This is a genomic window from Glycomyces arizonensis DSM 44726 (assembly GCF_000482705.1).
GTDB lineage: Bacteria > Actinomycetota > Actinomycetes > Mycobacteriales > Micromonosporaceae > Glycomyces > Glycomyces arizonensis.
On record NZ_AXWO01000002.1, the window covers coordinates 37,839 to 52,198 of the forward strand.

Annotated in this window: 14 protein-coding genes; 6 read left to right on the forward strand and 8 right to left on the reverse strand. The window is 71.2% G+C overall.

The window, feature by feature from the left end; translation table 11 throughout:
- Positions 1–31 precede the first annotated feature (31 nt).
- Positions 32–1,345 carry an MFS transporter gene (locus H613_RS24000; protein WP_084546274.1) on the forward strand — a complete coding sequence of 438 codons (1,314 nt, stop codon included), beginning with the start codon at positions 32–34 and terminating at the stop codon, positions 1,343–1,345.
- On the opposite strand, the gene H613_RS0102865 is transcribed toward H613_RS24000, so the two are convergent.
- Positions 1,332–2,006, reverse strand: a complete 675-nt coding sequence (locus H613_RS0102865) for a dihydrofolate reductase family protein (RefSeq protein WP_026922616.1) — start codon at positions 2,004–2,006, stop codon at positions 1,332–1,334. The two genes, H613_RS24000 and H613_RS0102865, sit on opposite strands and share 14 nt — an antisense overlap.
- Before the next feature lie 169 nt (positions 2,007–2,175).
- On the opposite strand from H613_RS0102865, the gene H613_RS0102870 reads away from it, so the two are divergent.
- Positions 2,176–3,372, forward strand: coding sequence for a M20 metallopeptidase family protein (locus H613_RS0102870; protein ID WP_026922617.1), 1,197 nt, complete (start codon positions 2,176–2,178; stop codon positions 3,370–3,372).
- Between the two features lie 56 nt (positions 3,373–3,428).
- On the opposite strand, the gene H613_RS24005 is transcribed toward H613_RS0102870, so the two are convergent.
- The 3 genes from H613_RS24005 to H613_RS0102885 form a co-directional block, all read right to left on the reverse strand.
- Positions 3,429–4,520 (reverse strand): polysaccharide deacetylase family protein, encoded by a 1,092-nt coding sequence (locus tag H613_RS24005; RefSeq protein WP_035735896.1) that lies wholly within the window; start codon positions 4,518–4,520, stop codon positions 3,429–3,431.
- Between the two features lie 220 nt (positions 4,521–4,740).
- Positions 4,741–5,760, reverse strand: a complete 1,020-nt coding sequence (locus H613_RS0102880; protein ID WP_051392870.1) for a LacI family DNA-binding transcriptional regulator — start codon at positions 5,758–5,760, stop codon at positions 4,741–4,743.
- 113 nt (positions 5,761–5,873) lie between these two features.
- Positions 5,874–6,686 (reverse strand): MBL fold metallo-hydrolase, encoded by an 813-nt coding sequence (locus tag H613_RS0102885; RefSeq protein ID WP_026922619.1) that lies wholly within the window; start codon positions 6,684–6,686, stop codon positions 5,874–5,876.
- A 197-nt stretch (positions 6,687–6,883) separates the two neighbouring features.
- Between H613_RS0102885 and H613_RS0102890 the strand changes: the two genes are divergently transcribed.
- The 3 genes from H613_RS0102890 (at position 6,884) to H613_RS0102900 (ending at position 10,350) form a co-directional block, all read left to right on the forward strand.
- Complete coding sequence (locus tag H613_RS0102890; protein WP_026922620.1) at positions 6,884–7,741, forward strand: NAD-dependent epimerase/dehydratase family protein; 858 nt, start codon at positions 6,884–6,886, stop codon at positions 7,739–7,741.
- 66 nt (positions 7,742–7,807) lie between these two features.
- Complete coding sequence (locus tag H613_RS0102895; protein WP_026922621.1) at positions 7,808–8,332, forward strand: YcxB family protein; 525 nt, start codon at positions 7,808–7,810, stop codon at positions 8,330–8,332.
- Positions 8,333–8,517: 185 nt separating this feature from the next.
- Positions 8,518–10,350, forward strand: a complete 1,833-nt coding sequence (locus tag H613_RS0102900; RefSeq protein ID WP_084546275.1) for a serine/threonine-protein kinase — start codon at positions 8,518–8,520, stop codon at positions 10,348–10,350.
- Here H613_RS0102900 and H613_RS24010 read toward each other — a convergent pair.
- Positions 10,347–10,850, reverse strand: a complete 504-nt coding sequence (locus H613_RS24010) for a hypothetical protein (RefSeq protein WP_035735900.1) — start codon at positions 10,848–10,850, stop codon at positions 10,347–10,349. The two genes, H613_RS0102900 and H613_RS24010, sit on opposite strands and share 4 nt — an antisense overlap.
- A 117-nt stretch (positions 10,851–10,967) precedes the next feature.
- On the opposite strand from H613_RS24010, the gene H613_RS0102910 reads away from it, so the two are divergent.
- A complete protein-coding gene (locus H613_RS0102910; RefSeq protein ID WP_156925794.1) occupies positions 10,968–11,759 on the forward strand; it encodes an FHA domain-containing protein in 792 nt (263 codons plus the stop codon).
- A 94-nt stretch (positions 11,760–11,853) separates the two neighbouring features.
- On the opposite strand, the gene H613_RS0102915 is transcribed toward H613_RS0102910, so the two are convergent.
- The 3 genes from H613_RS0102915 to H613_RS0102925 all read right to left on the reverse strand — a co-directional run bounded on the left by H613_RS0102915 (position 11,854) and on the right by H613_RS0102925 (position 14,338).
- Complete coding sequence (locus H613_RS0102915) at positions 11,854–12,639, reverse strand: ABC transporter permease (RefSeq protein ID WP_026922624.1); 786 nt, start codon at positions 12,637–12,639, stop codon at positions 11,854–11,856.
- A complete protein-coding gene (locus tag H613_RS0102920) occupies positions 12,636–13,592 on the reverse strand; it encodes a daunorubicin resistance protein DrrA family ABC transporter ATP-binding protein (protein WP_026922625.1) in 957 nt (318 codons plus the stop codon). Before H613_RS0102920 ends, H613_RS0102915 begins: the two co-directional genes overlap by 4 nt.
- A 227-nt stretch (positions 13,593–13,819) precedes the next feature.
- On the reverse strand, positions 13,820–14,338 hold the full coding sequence (locus H613_RS0102925) for an EXLDI protein (protein WP_026922626.1): 519 nt from the start codon (positions 14,336–14,338) through the stop codon (positions 13,820–13,822).
- Positions 14,339–14,360: the final 22 nt, after the last annotated feature.

The window sequence follows — 14,360 nt, forward strand, 5'->3', positions numbered from 1 at the left end:
TGGAAACCGCTTGGCAGATGATCGTCCGCGGATGCATCCTTGTTCGTGGCTCGAACAAACCGCCGAGCACCCGCACCCACCGTTCGATTGGACCGCCGTGACCGACGCCGCCGTGCAGGCGCCCCGCCCCGCCCGCCTCGCCCCGGAGCTCGCCGCCTGGCGCAACGCCGTGCTCGTGATCTTCGCCCTCTCGGGCTTCGTCTTCGCGAACTGGGCCGCGCGCATCCCCAACGTCCGCGACATCCTCGGCGCCTCCACCCAGCAGATGGGCCTGCTCATCGTCGGCGGCGCGATCGGCTCGATCCTCGGTCTCATCGCCTCCAGCCACATCATCGCCCGGCTCGGCGCCACCGGCACGATCCGCTGGTTCCTCACGTTGGCGGCCGTCGGCCTCGTCGCCGCGGGCGCCGTCGCCGAGTTCGCGCCGAACTACTGGGCCCTGTTCGCCGCGCTCATGGTGTGCGGCGCGGGCAACGCGGTCCTGGACGTGTCCATGAACCTCTCCGGCGCCGCCAACGAGCGCAAGGTCGGGCGCACCCTCATGCCGCTGTTCCACGCCGCGTTCAGCATCGGCACGATCCTCGGCGCCGGGCTCGGCGCGCTCACCGAGAAGCTCGACGTCCCCGTCGGCGCCCACCTGATCACCACCGGCGCGTTCGCGATCGCGGCCGGGCTCTACACCGTCCGGTTCCTCCAGCCCGCCGAGGAGCCGAGCACGCGGGCCGAAGGCGACGAGCCCCACGGCTGGCGCTCGCGCCTGGAGCCGTGGAGGGACCCGCGGATCCTGCTCATCGGCCTGATCATCCTCGGCATGGCCTTCACCGAGGGCACCGCCAACGACTGGCTCGGCCTGGCGATGGTCGACGGCTACGACTTCTCGAACGCCGGAGGCGCGGCCGCCTTCGCGGTGTTCGTCACCGCGATGACCGCCGGGCGCCTGTGCGGCGGCATGGTCCTCGACCGCTTCGGCCGGGTGCCGGTCCTGGCCGGTTCGGCGGGCATGGCGATCGTCGGCCTGCTGCTGGTCATCATCGGCCCGAACGCGGTCATGGCGATCATCGGGATCGTCCTGTGGGGCCTCGGCGCGTCGCTCGGGTTCCCGGTCGGCATGTCGGCCGCCGCCGACGACCCCGAGCGGGCCACGGCGAACGTCGCGGCCGTGGCCACCATCGGCTACGTGGCGTTCCTCATCGGCCCGCCGCTGCTGGGCCTCCTCGGCGACCAGATGGGCCTGCGCAGCGCGTTCATCGTCGTCCTCGTCCTGGTCGCCGTGGCGCTGCTGGCCTCCCCGGCGGCCCGCAAGCCCGGCCACCCGGCCGGGGAGGCCGCGCCTAGGGAATCGTGATCGGCGGCCCCGACGGGGCCACCTTGCGGAACCGGGCGTGGACCACCGACGGCGAGGTGACCAGCTCGACGCACTCGTAGCCCAGGCCCGGGCCGATCCCGTCGAAGAGCCGCTCCCCGCCGCCGAGGAGGATCGGCGTGATCGCCACGTGCAGCTCGTCGACGAGTCCGGCCCGCAGGTAGGCCTGGACGGTGGCCGGGCCGCCGCCGAGCCGCACGTCGTCGCCCCCGGCGGCGTCGAACGCGCGCTCCAGCGCCGCCTCGATGCCGTCGGTCACGAAGTGGAAGACGGTGCCGCCCTCCATGGCGAGCGGCGGCCGCGCGTGGTGGGTGAGGACGAACACCGGGTGGTGGTAGGGCGGCTCGTCGCCCCACCAGCCGGTCCACGACTCGTCGGGCCAGGGGCCGCGCACGGGGCCGAACATGTTGCGGCCCATGATCGTGGCCCCGATGCCCTCGTCGCCGCGGCGCCAGAGCGCGTCGTCGATCCCGTCCTCGCCGCCGCAGCGGCCGAAGAACTGCTCCTGTCCGGCGCGGGTGCGCAGGGCCCACTCGTGGAGGCGCTCGCCTCCAGCGCCCATGGGATCGTGGGTGCTCTGGCCGGGGCCGGCGGCGTAGCCGTCCAGGGAGATCGTCAGATTGTGCACGCGAAGCTCGGGCATCGGTCGCATCCTTTCGGTCCGTCATCGATCTGGTTACTCCCTCGTCGAACGCGCCGCGCCCGAATCGACAACTCGCCGGAGAAAACTTCGCGTCCGGCAGCGTGGCAGTATTGCCGCGTGCGGCCTCCCGGCGCCCCCGGCCGCCGACCGATCGACGCCAGGAGAGCGCATGAACCTTCGCGAAGAGGCCGCGGCCATCCGAGACGACCTGATCGCACTGCGGCGCGAGCTGCACCGCATCCCCGAGATCGGACTCGACCTGCCGAAGACCCAGGCCGCCGTCCTGGCCGCCCTCGACGGCCTGCCGCTGGAGATCAGCACCGGCGAGGGCCTGTCCTCGGTCACGGCCGTCCTGCGCGGCGGCCGACCGGGGCCGGTGGTGCTGCTGCGCGGCGACATGGACGCCCTGCCGGTCACCGAGGAGTCCGAGGCGGACTACGTCTCGGGCCACGACGGCGTCATGCACGCCTGCGGCCACGACCTGCACACCGCCGGGCTCGTCGGCGCCGCCCGCCTCCTGAGCGCCCACCGCGAGGCGCTGAACGGCGACGTCGTGTTCATGTTCCAGCCCGGCGAGGAGGGCTTCGACGGCGCCGAGCACATGATCGACGAGGGCGTCCTGGAGGCCGCCGGGCGGCCCGCCGACGCCGCGTACGGCCTGCACGTCACCTCCGACATGGTGCCCCGCGGCGTCTTCACCACCCGGCCGGGCCCGATGATGGCCGCCTCCGGCGGCCTGTTCGTGCGCGTCGTCGGCTCCGGCGGGCACGGCTCGCGCCCGCACCGGGCGCTCGACCCCGTCCCGGTCGCCTGCGAGATGGTCACCGCGCTCCAGACGCTGGTCACGCGCCGCTTCAGCACCTTCGAGCCGGTGGTGGTCACCGTCGGCAGCTTCCACGCGGGCACCAAGCGCAACATCATCCCCGACGAGGCGGTCTTCGAGGCCACCGTGCGGACCTTCTCCGCCGAGGCCGCCGACCAGGTCGCCGAGCAGTCCGTGAAGCTGTGCGAGGACATCGCCGCCGCCCACGGCCTGAGCGCCGAGGTCCGCTACGACCGCGAGTACCCGGCCACGGTCAACCGGGCCGACGAGGCGCGCTTCGTCGCCGAGACCGTTCGGGAGGTGTTCGGCGACGAGCGCTATGTGGAGATGCCCGAGCCGACGATGGGCGCTGAGGACTTCTCGCTTGTGCTGCAGTCGGTGCCGGGCAGCTACATGTTCTTCGGCGCCTGCGCCTCAGGCGACCACGAGCTCGCGGCGGCGAACCACTCGCCGCGCGCGGCCTTCGACGACAGCGTGCTCGCCGACGGCGCCGCGCTGCTCGCCGAGCTCGCGGTCCGCCGGATGGGGCGCGGGCGCGTGTAACGCCGGCGCCGCCGAACAGGGCGGCGGCGCCGACGCTGCTCATTCGGGACCGGTGATCATGTGGCGGTGCAGGTCACCTGCGGCGAGGTGCTGGAGCCCGAGGCGACGAAGCCCCAGGCGTTGACCGTCTGCCCGGCCGCGATGCCGGCGTTCCAGCCCACGTCGCTGGCCGTGACCGACGAGCCACTGGAACTGACGTCGGCGTTCCAGGAGCTGTTGATCGACTGGCCCGAGGGCCATGTCCATGTCAGCGTCCAGCCGTTGACGCCGTTGCCGCCGCCGGTGATCATGACGTTGCCCTGCCAGCCCGAGCCCCAGTCGTTGACCACGTCGACCACGGCCGTGCAGTCGCCGTCGCCGGTGGGCGGCGGGGTGGTGTCGTCGTCATCGTCCGGCGGCGTGGTCGGGTCGTCCGGCTCGTCGGTCGTCGGCGGGTCGGTCTGGTTGTTGCCGCCGCCGTCGGGCGCCACGGCCCTGCCGGTCGCCGGGGAGATCATGCCCGGGCACAGGCCCCGGCTCGCCAGGTCGGCGACGATCTGGGGGACGGCGTCGATCGTGGTCTGGTAGTTGTCGTGCATGAGGATGACGCCGCCGTTCTGGAGGCCGCGCGCGGCCTGGACGATCTGCGCGGTCGAGGCCCCGGCCCAGTCGCGCGAGTCGACGTCCCAGATGACCTCGGTGAGGCCGTACTGGGCCTCGACGGAGCGGAGCGTCGCGTTGGTCTCGCCGTACGGCGGGCGGAACAGGTTCGGGGCGGTCCCGATGGCCTGCTGGACGGCCTGCTGGGTCCGCGAGATCTCGGAGGCCATCTGCGCGGAGCTCATCTGCGTCATGTGCGGGTGGGTCCAGGAGTGGTTGCCGGTCCACATGCCGGCGTTCTGCTGGGCCCGCACCAGCGACGGGTAGTTCTGGGCGTTCTGGCCGATGTTGAAGAACGTCGCCCGGGCCCCGGCGGCCTGGAGCGCGCCGATGAGCCGCTGCGTGGTGTTCGGGTTGGGTCCGTCGTCGTAGGTCAGCGCGACGTAGCCGTTGCAGGCGGCCGCGTTCGCGGCGGTCTGGGGGAGCGTGAACGCCATGGCGGCTCCGAGCGTCGCGATGACTGCTGCCAGTACGGTGATGAGTGGACGTCTGCGGCGGATGCCGGACATCGTGCCCTCCTCGGGAGTGGGGCCGACGTGCCCGATGAGGGTACCGAGCGTCGTCTGCCGACGGTGTGTTCTGTCCGTGTCGACGAGCTCGAAAGGCGAATGCCCTGGTCGCGCTATGAGGGGGGCGACTGCGCAGTCCTGCAATATATGCAAGAACTTCAATGAGTATGACGCAAGGCGGCCGTGGCCGCAAGGGCCGCCCCGACGCAGTGGGCGAGGCTCAGCGGGTGGACTCGCGCTCGGCGATCGTGAACGGCGCGGTGTGCTCGGTGGCCGGCCGGTCCGGGTCGTCGATGCGGGCGGTGACCAGCTCGACCGCCTTGGCGGCCATCCAGCGGTGGTCGGGGGAGACGGTCGACAGCGACGGCACCATGATCCTGGCCTCGGGGATGTCGTCGAAGCCGATCAGCCGCACGTCGCCAGGGACGCTGACGCCGCGGTCGGCGAAGCCGCGCAGCAGGCCCTGGGCGACGCCGTCGGTCACCGCCACCACGCCGTCGACGTCGAGCCCCGCGTCCACCATCCGGTGGGCCGCCCGGCGCCCGCCCTCGGCGTTCATGTCGTCGAGCGCCACCAGCAGCGACTCCTCGGCCGCCATCCCGCGCTCGGCCAGCGCCGCCAGGTAGCCGCGGCGGCGGCGGGTCACGACGTTGACGCCGTCCTCGCGCACGGGCCCGGTGGCGATCGCGATCCGGCGGCACCCGCGGTCGGCGAGATGCTCGGTGGCGGCCTTCGTGCCCTCCTCGTTGGGCATCGCGACGTGGTCGAAGCTCGCCGCGAAGTCCCGCTCGCCGAGCATGACCATCGGGATGCCGCCGCCGACCAGGCGCCGGTCGGCCGGGTCGAGCCCGGAGGCGGAGAGGATGAGCCCGTCGAACTGGAGCTTGTGGGAGCGGGCGATGACCTCGAACTCGCCTTCGGCGGCGGCCCCGGTCTGCTCCATCGCGATGTGGAAGCCGCGCCGGGCGGCCTCGTCGATGACGTGCTCGGCGAGGAGCCCGAAGTAGGAGCTGTTGACGTGCGGCACGGCCAGGCCGAGCACGCCGGTGCGCCCCGAGCGCAGCGTCCGGGCCGAGACGTTGATGCGGTAGCCGGACTCGCGCACGACCTCCATGACGCGGCGGCGCACCGGCTCCGAGACGCCCGGCCGGTTGTTGACGACGTTCGAGACGGTCATCTTCGACACCCCGGCCAGACGCGCGACGTCGCCCATGGTCACCGTGCCCTGTCCGTTCGTCATGCGCGTCGCCTCCGCGCGGCGGTGCTCAGCGCGCGGGGCGCTGCGGCGGGGAGCGTCGGGGAGTGCACTTCGATACGGTACCGCCCGCGCCGGTCGCGTCGGGGAAGCACCGTTCAGGCCCGCGCCGGTGCGAACGGCTCGGTCAGGTGCGGCGTGGCGAGCGAGCCGTTCGCCTCGGCGACGCGGCGCAGCAGCGCCTCGCGGCTCTCCCGCGCCCGATGCGGATCGCTCTCGTGCTCGTATGCCGTCTCGGGGTGCAGGAGCTGGAGGGCGTGGACGAGGACGTCGCCGGTGACGGCGACGAGCTCGCCGCCGGACTCGACCAGGACGCTCTGGTGGCCGGGCGTGTGCCCCGGCGTCGGGACCACGCGCGAGCGCGGGGTCAGCGCCCGCTCGCCGTCGACCGCCGCCAGCCGTCCGGCCTCGCACAGCGGGTCGAGCAGCGTCTCGCGCAGGCCCGGGTTCAGCTCCTCGACGGCGTCGATCTCGGTGCGCTGCAAGATGTACCGGGCATTGTCGAAGAACGGGCGGCGACCCGGCCCGTCGGCGACCACGGCCCAGCCGACGTGGTCGGTGTGCAGGTGCGTGAGCACCACGGTGTCCACTTCGGCCGGATCGATGCCCGCGGCGGCCAGCTCGTCCGGCAGGCGCCCGGGCACCGGCGCCCACGACGCGGCCGGGGCGTCCGCCGGGCCGATCCCGGCGTCCACCACGGTGATCCCGGTGTCGTCGCGGATGGCGAAGGCACGGAACTGGAGCCACCAGCGGCCGTCGCCGGTCACCGCGCCGGGGTCGAAGCGGTCGGCCGCGGCCCACTGCTCGGCCGTGGCGTGCCGGAACGCCTTCGTGCGGTCGGCGAAGAACGGCCCTTCGCCGTCGGTGAGCGCGACGATCGTGGCCGATCCGATTTGGAGGCTCGGAGTCATGCCCGCGATCGTGCCACGGCGGGCCGACCCGGACAAGGCCGGGCCCGCCGCTCGGCAATGCCTCGTGAATGCCTCACCGATGCCTCATGGTCGCCTCCTCACGGCGAGGTGAGCGCCTCGCTCGACTTGGCCGGTTGACCTGGAGCGCGCTCCAGGTCTTAGGCTTCGGGCCTGGAACGACACGGAGGGAAGGGCCCATGGCGAATCGTGTGGCGGTGACCGGCGGCAGCGGCAAGCTCGGGCGGGCGGTGGTGCGCGACCTGGTCGAGCACGGCTGGGACGTGGTCAACCTCGACCGGGTCCCCTCACCGGACGCCCTCGCGCCGTTCACGAAGGTCGACCTCACCGACTACGGGCAGGCCGTGGAGGCGCTGACGCGCATCGACGACCGCTACGACGGCGTCGACGCCCTCGTCCACCTGGCGGCGATCCCGGCGCCCGGATTGCAGGCGAACGCGGCGACGTTCCGCAACAACATGCTGACCACGTTCAACGTCTTCCAGGCCGCGCGCCTGGCCGGGATCACGAACGTCGTGTGGGCCTCCAGCGAGACCGTGCTCGGGCTGCCGTTCGAGACGCCGCCGCCGTACCTGCCGGTCGACGAGGAGTACGCCGCGCGCCCCGAGAGCACCTATTCGCTGGTCAAGCACCTCGAGGAGACGATGGTCGCGGAGCTGTGCCGGTGGATCCCGGAGCTGAAGGCCACGGGCCTGCGGTTCTCCAACGTCATGTACCCCGAGGACTACGCGGCCTTCCCGGCCTTCGACGACGACCCGGAGCTGCGCCGGTGGAACCTGTGGTCGTACATCGACGCCCGCGACGGCGCCCAGGCCGTCCGCTTCGGCCTGGAGCGCGAGGGCACCGGCAGGGAGGTCTTCGTGATCGCCTCTCCGGACACGGTCATGACGACGCCCACAATGGAATTGGTCGAGCGGTACTATCCCGAATTGGAACTGCGTCGACCCATCGAAGGGCATGAAACGCTCCTATCGATCGAAAAGGCCCGCAGGATACTTGGCTACAATCCGTCCCATTCCTGGCGCAATCACGTCTGAGTCGGTGAAATCACAGGTGAGGTAGTCTCTTCCGCATCCCTTGGACAATGGAATAAGGAGCGGGAAATGGAGATCCGTGCTCGAGCGGAATGCGGAATCTGGCTGATCTTCCGGTATCTGAGGGCCCGGAATCGGTCTGCATTCTGGAGCATCTGGCTGCTTGCCGCGGCGGCCTCGCTGTTCGGAGCCCGCGGTGCGATCGAAGGCGAGGGGCCGCTGCCGACGGCGGCCCTCATCGTCCTCGTCCTGTGCCTCACCGGCCTGTTCACCCTGGTGATCTATCCGCTGTTCGTGTTGCTCTACGCGGTCGTGGCGGTCAGTGCGGGAGGGCGCCAGTGGGAGTACGTCGTCAATGCCGAGGGCGTCGCGATGTCCGGTGGTGCGGTGACGTACAGCTTCAAGTGGGACGAACTGCGGCGAGTGAAAAAGCATGAGTTCGGCTGGCGGCTGTGGTTCGGCCGCAAAGGCTTCCAAGTGCTCGTCCCCCGCAAGGCCTTCGACGACCGGCAGGCCGCGCTCTTCGAGTCCTGGTCGGGCTATGTGCTGCACCGGACCCAGGAGGGAGCCCCGGCGACGGTCGCCCCCGAGTGAGCCGGCGCGACCTATAACGCCACTGTGGACTTGTCTGGAGGCTGCGCCTCGCTGCCCGGCCGCGGTCGGGCCGATGCCCCGCGGAGATCATCCGGCTGTATCCGTTTCGCCACTTGAGGCCGCTTCGACCGGTTGCACTAAAGTTGACCCCGATCACACGGGGAACGGTTTCAGACTTCTAGCGAGTGGAGAGACAGTTGCGCGCCGGGCAGATCGTTGGTGGACGGTATCGGCTGGAGGAGCGATTGGGGTCGGGAAGCCATGGAGAGGTGTGGCGGGCTTCCGACCTGGAGTTGGACAACCGGCCCGTGGCGTTGAAGCGGGCCCTGCACGGCGGCGATCCGGCCGCCGAGGCGAAGCTCAGACGCGAGGCCGGCATCCTCGCGAACATCAACCACCCCAACGTGGTCACGGTGCACGACTCGGTCCAGGAGGACGGCGACTCGTGGATCGTCATGGAGTACGTGGTCGGAGACTCCCTCGCCGACCGGCGTCCCGTCTCCGCCGACGAGGCCGCCAGAATCGGCGCCCAGCTCGCCGCCGGACTCGAGGCGGTGCACGCGAGTGGCGTCCTTCACCGGGACATCAAGCCCGCCAACGTCATGATCACCGACCAGGGCCTCGCCAAGCTCGCCGACTTCGGGATCTCCCGCAACGTGCACGCCGACGAGACCCTGACCGGCACGGGCTCGATCACCGGCACGCCCGGCTACGTCGCCCCCGAGGTCGTCCGCGGCGGCAAGTCCACGCCCGAGTCCGACGTCTTCTCACTGGGCGCCACCCTCTACTACGCCGTCGAGGGCACCTCCCCGTTCGGGAGCGACAACCACCACGCGCTGATCCTGCGGACCGCGCGGGACGACAGGATCCCGCCGGGGGACGCCGGCGCGCTCGCTCCCGTCCTCGACCGGATGCTCAGCGCCGACCCGCGGCGGCGCCCCGCTCCGCGGCAGCTGCGACTCGAACTGGGGGCGATGAGCGGCGAGACGCCCATCGGCGCCGATCCCGGCACGGACAGGATGCGCACCGCGGCCTGGGCCGTCTCCGCCGTCGCGGCCGTCACCGTGCTCGCCGTCGCCATGCTCGCCGTCTGGAGGTACGCGGGCCCGACCGACGCCGTCTTCGGGCCGCCCGAGGCCTCCGGTTCGGGCGCGCACGCGAGCGGCACGGACATTCTCGGCGATCCCCTGACGCTCGACCCGTGCGCGCTGCTCGACCCCGAGGCCTTCGGCGACGTCGGGGACGCCTGGCTCGCCACCGACCGCGGCTCCTTCAGCCGCTGCGGCGCGATCGTGACCGATCAGAGCGGCAGCGAGATCGAGATCGAGCTGCTCGTCCTCCAAACCGGCGCCGAGCCGGAACTGGGCGAGATCGAGCAGGTGGGGCGGATCGCCGTCATCCGCCACGAGCCCGAGCCCGAGGAGTGCGAGCGGACGCTGGCGCTGCCGGACGGCGAGCACTACGTCTCGCTGGACGCCGAGCAGAACCGCGGCGGCGACGCCGACCTGTGCGGCATCCTGGAGATCGCCGTGGACACCGCGACGTCGGTGATGAACGAGGGCCAGGTCCCCAGGCGCGAGAGCGCACCCGGCGAGGACTCGCTGATCTACCTCGACGCCTGTGTGCTGCTCGACAACGAGGCCCTGGCGCTGTTCCCCGGCGTCGACGCCACCCATCCCGTCGAGACCTTCGGCGGGTGGGACTGCAAGTGGCACTCCACGACCAGCGGCCAGGACCTGCGGGTGCTCTTCGAGCGGACCAAGCCGCTCACCGCCGACGACGGCGAGGAGATGACGATCGGAGGCCATCAGGCGTTCCTCCAGGGCGACCACTGGGGCGAAGACTCATGCCTGGTGAGCATCGTCGACCACGAGCGACCCAGTCCGGACCCCGACCGCACCACGACGACCGAGGTGGTGCGCCTCCTGATCGAGGGCGACGACGAGCCTTTGGACGCCTTGTGCGCCCAGGCATTGGTGCTCGCCGAGCCGCTGGCCGCCGCGCTCTCGGACGCCTAGAAGCAGTCGACGGCGGGGTAGAAGGTGACGATCGCCTCGCCGCCGCTGACCGACCCTATGGTGAGCCCGAGGCCGTTGATGGAACCGCAGCCTCCCGGGCTCGTGCTGGTCGCCACGAAATCCGATGCGAGCGAGACGAGGTCCCCGTCGATGCCCGTCACCGTGAGCACGTCGACGCGGAACTCCGGGTCGAAGGCGATCGCGACGCCTTCGGTGACGACGACTTCGCACGACCCGTCGTAGCAGGCGCCGTAGTCGGTGCCGTCGGCCGCGTCCTCGGGCGTGCCGTCGGTCGGCACCGCGCCCGCGGGTGTCGTCTCGTCGGGGCTCGGCGCGGCGGTGGTCTCCTCCGGAGCGCTCTGCGACGGGGTCGCCGTGCCGGTCGCCGCCGCTTCGGTGGAAGGCGCATCGGTGAGGGAGCCTTCCTCGCCCGCACCGCATCCGGCCAGAGCAAGCATGGCCGCCGCGGGCAGGGCGAGGAAGGAGACGGCGCGGGCCATGGTGCCTCCTCGGATCGCGCAGGGTTGCCGCAGCTCCGTTTATAGCCGAGACTGTCCGGGAGGGCTCCCGGCCGACCGTGTCACGCTGGCCGGCACGAGACGACTCGGAGGTCGACCATGAGTGACATCCTGCAACTGGAGGGCTTGGAGCCGCTGCCGCCGCAGCACGCCAGCCTGGCGTTCGGCGTCGCCGAGACCACGCCGGGCACGATCTACGCGCTCTCGGTGTCCGGAGGGATCCGCTTCCGCCCCAAGGAGGATCGGTTCGTCCTCTTCGGGCGGAACCGCCCCGAGGTGCACGTGTGCGTGGGGGAGGACGACCGGCGCGTCAGCCGCAGCCACGGCCGGGTCACCCGCCACGGCGACCACTGGTGGCTGGACAACATCGGGTACCGGCCGATGCAGCTGCCCGAATCGCGGATACTGTCCCCTGAGGACGATCCGGTGCCGCTCGCCACCGGCTACACGCCCGTCTTCATCAGGGGCACCTCCCGGAGGCCCCACCTGATAGAGCTGTACGTGACCGGCGACGACGGGCGCCTGCCGCGGCCCGCGCCCGACGACGACACCTTGAAGGACAAGCCGTGGAAGCTCAGCGACGCCGAGCGGCTGGCGCTGGTGGTCCTGGCGCAGCGCTACCTCCTCCATGAGGCGTACGCGCAGCCGCTGGCGTGGCGGCAGGCCGCGGACCAGCTGCAAGAGCTGCAGCCCGATGCCGATTGGACGCACAAGAAGGTCGAGCGCGTGGTCACCGCGGTCCGCGGCCGCATGTCCAAGGACGGCGTGCCGGGCCTGACGAGGGAAGAGGTCGGCGAGCCGCTCGGCAACATGCTGAACCACAACCTGATCATCGAGCTGATCCACTCCCGCACCCTGATCCCGCCGGACCTGAACATGTTCGGGGACTGAGGCGGCCCGCTCCCGGCGTCCGGGCCGTGCATTGACGCGGGGCGGGCCCGCTGGACCCGCCCCTCTTCCGGTTTCCTCTGTTTTTCTCTGCGGCTCAGCGCTTGTTGAACTTGGCACGGGCGATCAGGTAGCCGAGCAGGGCGATCGCGGCCGCCCACGCGACGGTCAGCGCCAGGTCGGTTCCATCGGTGCCGGTGTCGTCGAGCAGGCCGCGCGTGGCCTCGATCCACGGCGTGAACGGCTGGTAGTCGGCGAACCACTGCATCGCGCCCGGCATCGAGTCCGTCGGCACGAACCCCGAGCCGATGAACGGCATGAACATGAGTGGCATCGGCGTGTTGCTCGCGGTCTCGGCGCTCTTGGCGCTGATGCCCGCCGCGACGGTGAGCCAGGTCAGGGCGAAGGCGATCAGCGCGAAGACGCCGAGCAGCGCGAGCCAGTCGGCCGGGCCCGCGTTCGGCCGGTAGCCGATCGCGAGGGCGATGCCGAGGACGACGACCAGGCCGAGCAGGATCTGGATCATGCTGCCGAGGACGTGCCCCGTGAGAACGGAGACCCTCGCGATCGCCATGGTGCGGAACCGGTCCACGATGCCCTCGGTCATGTCCATCGCCACCGAGATGGAGGTCCCCTGCACGGCACCGGCGATGGTCATCATCAGGATGCCGGGGACCACGTATCCGATATAGGCCTCCCGGCCGCCGCTCGGGCCGCCGAGGCCGTCGCCGAGCGTCCCGCCGAAGACGTAGACGAACAGCAGCAGGAAGACCACCGGCATGGCGATGAGCATGAAGGTCAGGGAGGGGTAGCGGGCCATGTGCTTGAGCTGGCGGCGCAGCATCGTGGCCGAGTCGGTCAGGGCGTAGGTCATGGTGCTCATCGCGTGGACTCCTGGGTGTGCTCGGGCCGCCCGGTGAGGGCGAGGAAGACGTCGTCGAGGTCGGGGGTGTGGACGGTGAGGTCGGCGACCTCGATCGATTCGCGATCGAGGGCGTCGATCAGGGACCGCAGCGAGGCGACGGAGCTGTCGCCGGGCACCTGGATCGTGAGCTGCTCGGGGTCGGTGGCGTTGGCGCCCAAGGCGTTCGCGGCCTTCTCGATCTGGTCGGCGCGGTTCAGGCGCAGGCTGACGTGGCCGCCGGGGATGAGCCGCTTGAGCTCGTCGGCGCTGCCTTCGGCGACGATCCGGCCGCCGTCGAGGACGGCGATCCGGTCGGCCAGCTGGTCGGCCTCGTCCAGGTACTGGGTGGTCAGGAGGATCGTGACGCCTCCGGCCACGAGCTCGCGGATGATCGTCCACATGGTGCGTCGGCTCCTCGGGTCGAGGCCGGTGGTCGGCTCGTCGAGGAAGATGACGCGCGGGTCGCCCATGAGGCTCATCGCGATGTCGAGGCGGCGCCTCATGCCGCCGGAGTAGGTGGACGGCACGCGCCTCGCGGCGTCGACGAGGTCGAACTGCTCGATGAGCTCGGCGGCCCGGCGGCGGGTCTCCTTGCGCCCCAGGTGGTGCAGTCGGCCCATGAGGTGCAGGTTCTCGGTGCCGGTGAGCAGGTTGTCGACGGCGGCGAACTGGCCGGTGACGCCGATGGCCCCGCGGACGCGGTCGGCGTCGCGGGCCGTGTCGTGACCGGCGATGAACGCCTTGCCTGCGTCGGCGCCGATGAGCGTGGACAGGATGTTGACGGTGGTGGTCTTGCCCGCGCCGTTGGGGCCCAGCAGGGAGAAGATCGTCCCTTCGGGCACGGCGAGGTCGATGCCGTCGAGGACGGTGTTGTCGCCGTAGGACTTGCGCAGGCCGCGGGCCTCGATGGCCAGTGGTTTCGCGGTGGACATGGTTCCTCGTCTCGTGGGTGGGATAAGGGTGAGCATCAGGCCGAGTGCGAACACGCGATCGCTCCTCGAAGCTGGAATGGCCTTTGTGGACTGATTTTGGGCGCGGGCTCCGCCCCGGCGGGCCCGCGGAGGGCGTTTCGGAGCGGCCCGCGCGTGCGGTGCGCAGGCCGGACGACCGGCGTGGCCGGTGGTATCGCGGGGAGCGCGGCCCCGGGGCCGCGCGAGCGCTAGATGTCGAGGTCCTCCACCGGAGGAGCGTCGCCGCTGGCGGCGACCATCTCGTAGAGCTCGGCGGGGATCTTCTCCTTGAGCTCCTCAAGGGTGTCGACGACCTCAAGGGAGCCCTCTTCGGGTCCGATGGCCCACGTCTGCTCGCCGAGGCCGAGCTTGCGCTTCCAGCCGACCTCGCTGCCCTCGTGCTTGACGTCCGGCGTGCGCTCGATGTGGATCACGAACTTGCCGGTGCGCGAGCGGTAGACCCGGTAGATCTCGGCGCGGTTGCCGTCGCTCCAGCCGCCTTCGGCGAGCTTGACGCCGACGAACCGCTGGCGGCGGCGTTTGCGCGCCGGGCCGTAGCCGACCTTCAGGGTGATCTCGTCATAGCCCGCGAGGCGCCCCTCTTCGGCGTCGACGTACTTGCGCAGGGCCGTCGAGATGGCCTTGGACAGGTTGCCGCCGGCGAGCTCCTGCGCGCGGGTGTAGAGCGGCAGGTCCTTGTCGGAAACGTAGATCGTCTTGTTCGGCATGACGGCATCTTAACCTCCTCTG

What these genes read in the sequence shown, in the direction of transcription:
- H613_RS24000 (WP_084546274.1), top strand. Translation starts at nt 32, where the DNA reads ATGCATCCTTGTTCGTGGCTCGAACAAACCGCCGAGCACCCGCACCCA.
- H613_RS0102865 (WP_026922616.1), bottom strand. Translation starts at nt 2,006, where the DNA reads ATGCCCGAGCTTCGCGTGCACAATCTGACGATCTCCCTGGACGGCTAC.
- H613_RS0102870 (WP_026922617.1), top strand. Translation starts at nt 2,176, where the DNA reads ATGAACCTTCGCGAAGAGGCCGCGGCCATCCGAGACGACCTGATCGCA.
- H613_RS24005 (WP_035735896.1), bottom strand. Translation starts at nt 4,520, where the DNA reads ATGTCCGGCATCCGCCGCAGACGTCCACTCATCACCGTACTGGCAGCA.
- H613_RS0102880 (WP_051392870.1), bottom strand. Translation starts at nt 5,760, where the DNA reads ATGACGAACGGACAGGGCACGGTGACCATGGGCGACGTCGCGCGTCTG.
- H613_RS0102885 (WP_026922619.1), bottom strand. Translation starts at nt 6,686, where the DNA reads ATGACTCCGAGCCTCCAAATCGGATCGGCCACGATCGTCGCGCTCACC.
- H613_RS0102890 (WP_026922620.1), top strand. Translation starts at nt 6,884, where the DNA reads ATGGCGAATCGTGTGGCGGTGACCGGCGGCAGCGGCAAGCTCGGGCGG.
- H613_RS0102895 (WP_026922621.1), top strand. Translation starts at nt 7,808, where the DNA reads ATGGAGATCCGTGCTCGAGCGGAATGCGGAATCTGGCTGATCTTCCGG.
- H613_RS24010 (WP_035735900.1), bottom strand. Translation starts at nt 10,850, where the DNA reads ATGGCCCGCGCCGTCTCCTTCCTCGCCCTGCCCGCGGCGGCCATGCTT.
- H613_RS0102910 (WP_156925794.1), top strand. Translation starts at nt 10,968, where the DNA reads ATGAGTGACATCCTGCAACTGGAGGGCTTGGAGCCGCTGCCGCCGCAG.
- H613_RS0102915 (WP_026922624.1), bottom strand. Translation starts at nt 12,639, where the DNA reads ATGAGCACCATGACCTACGCCCTGACCGACTCGGCCACGATGCTGCGC.
- H613_RS0102920 (WP_026922625.1), bottom strand. Translation starts at nt 13,592, where the DNA reads ATGTCCACCGCGAAACCACTGGCCATCGAGGCCCGCGGCCTGCGCAAG.
- H613_RS0102925 (WP_026922626.1), bottom strand. Translation starts at nt 14,338, where the DNA reads ATGCCGAACAAGACGATCTACGTTTCCGACAAGGACCTGCCGCTCTAC.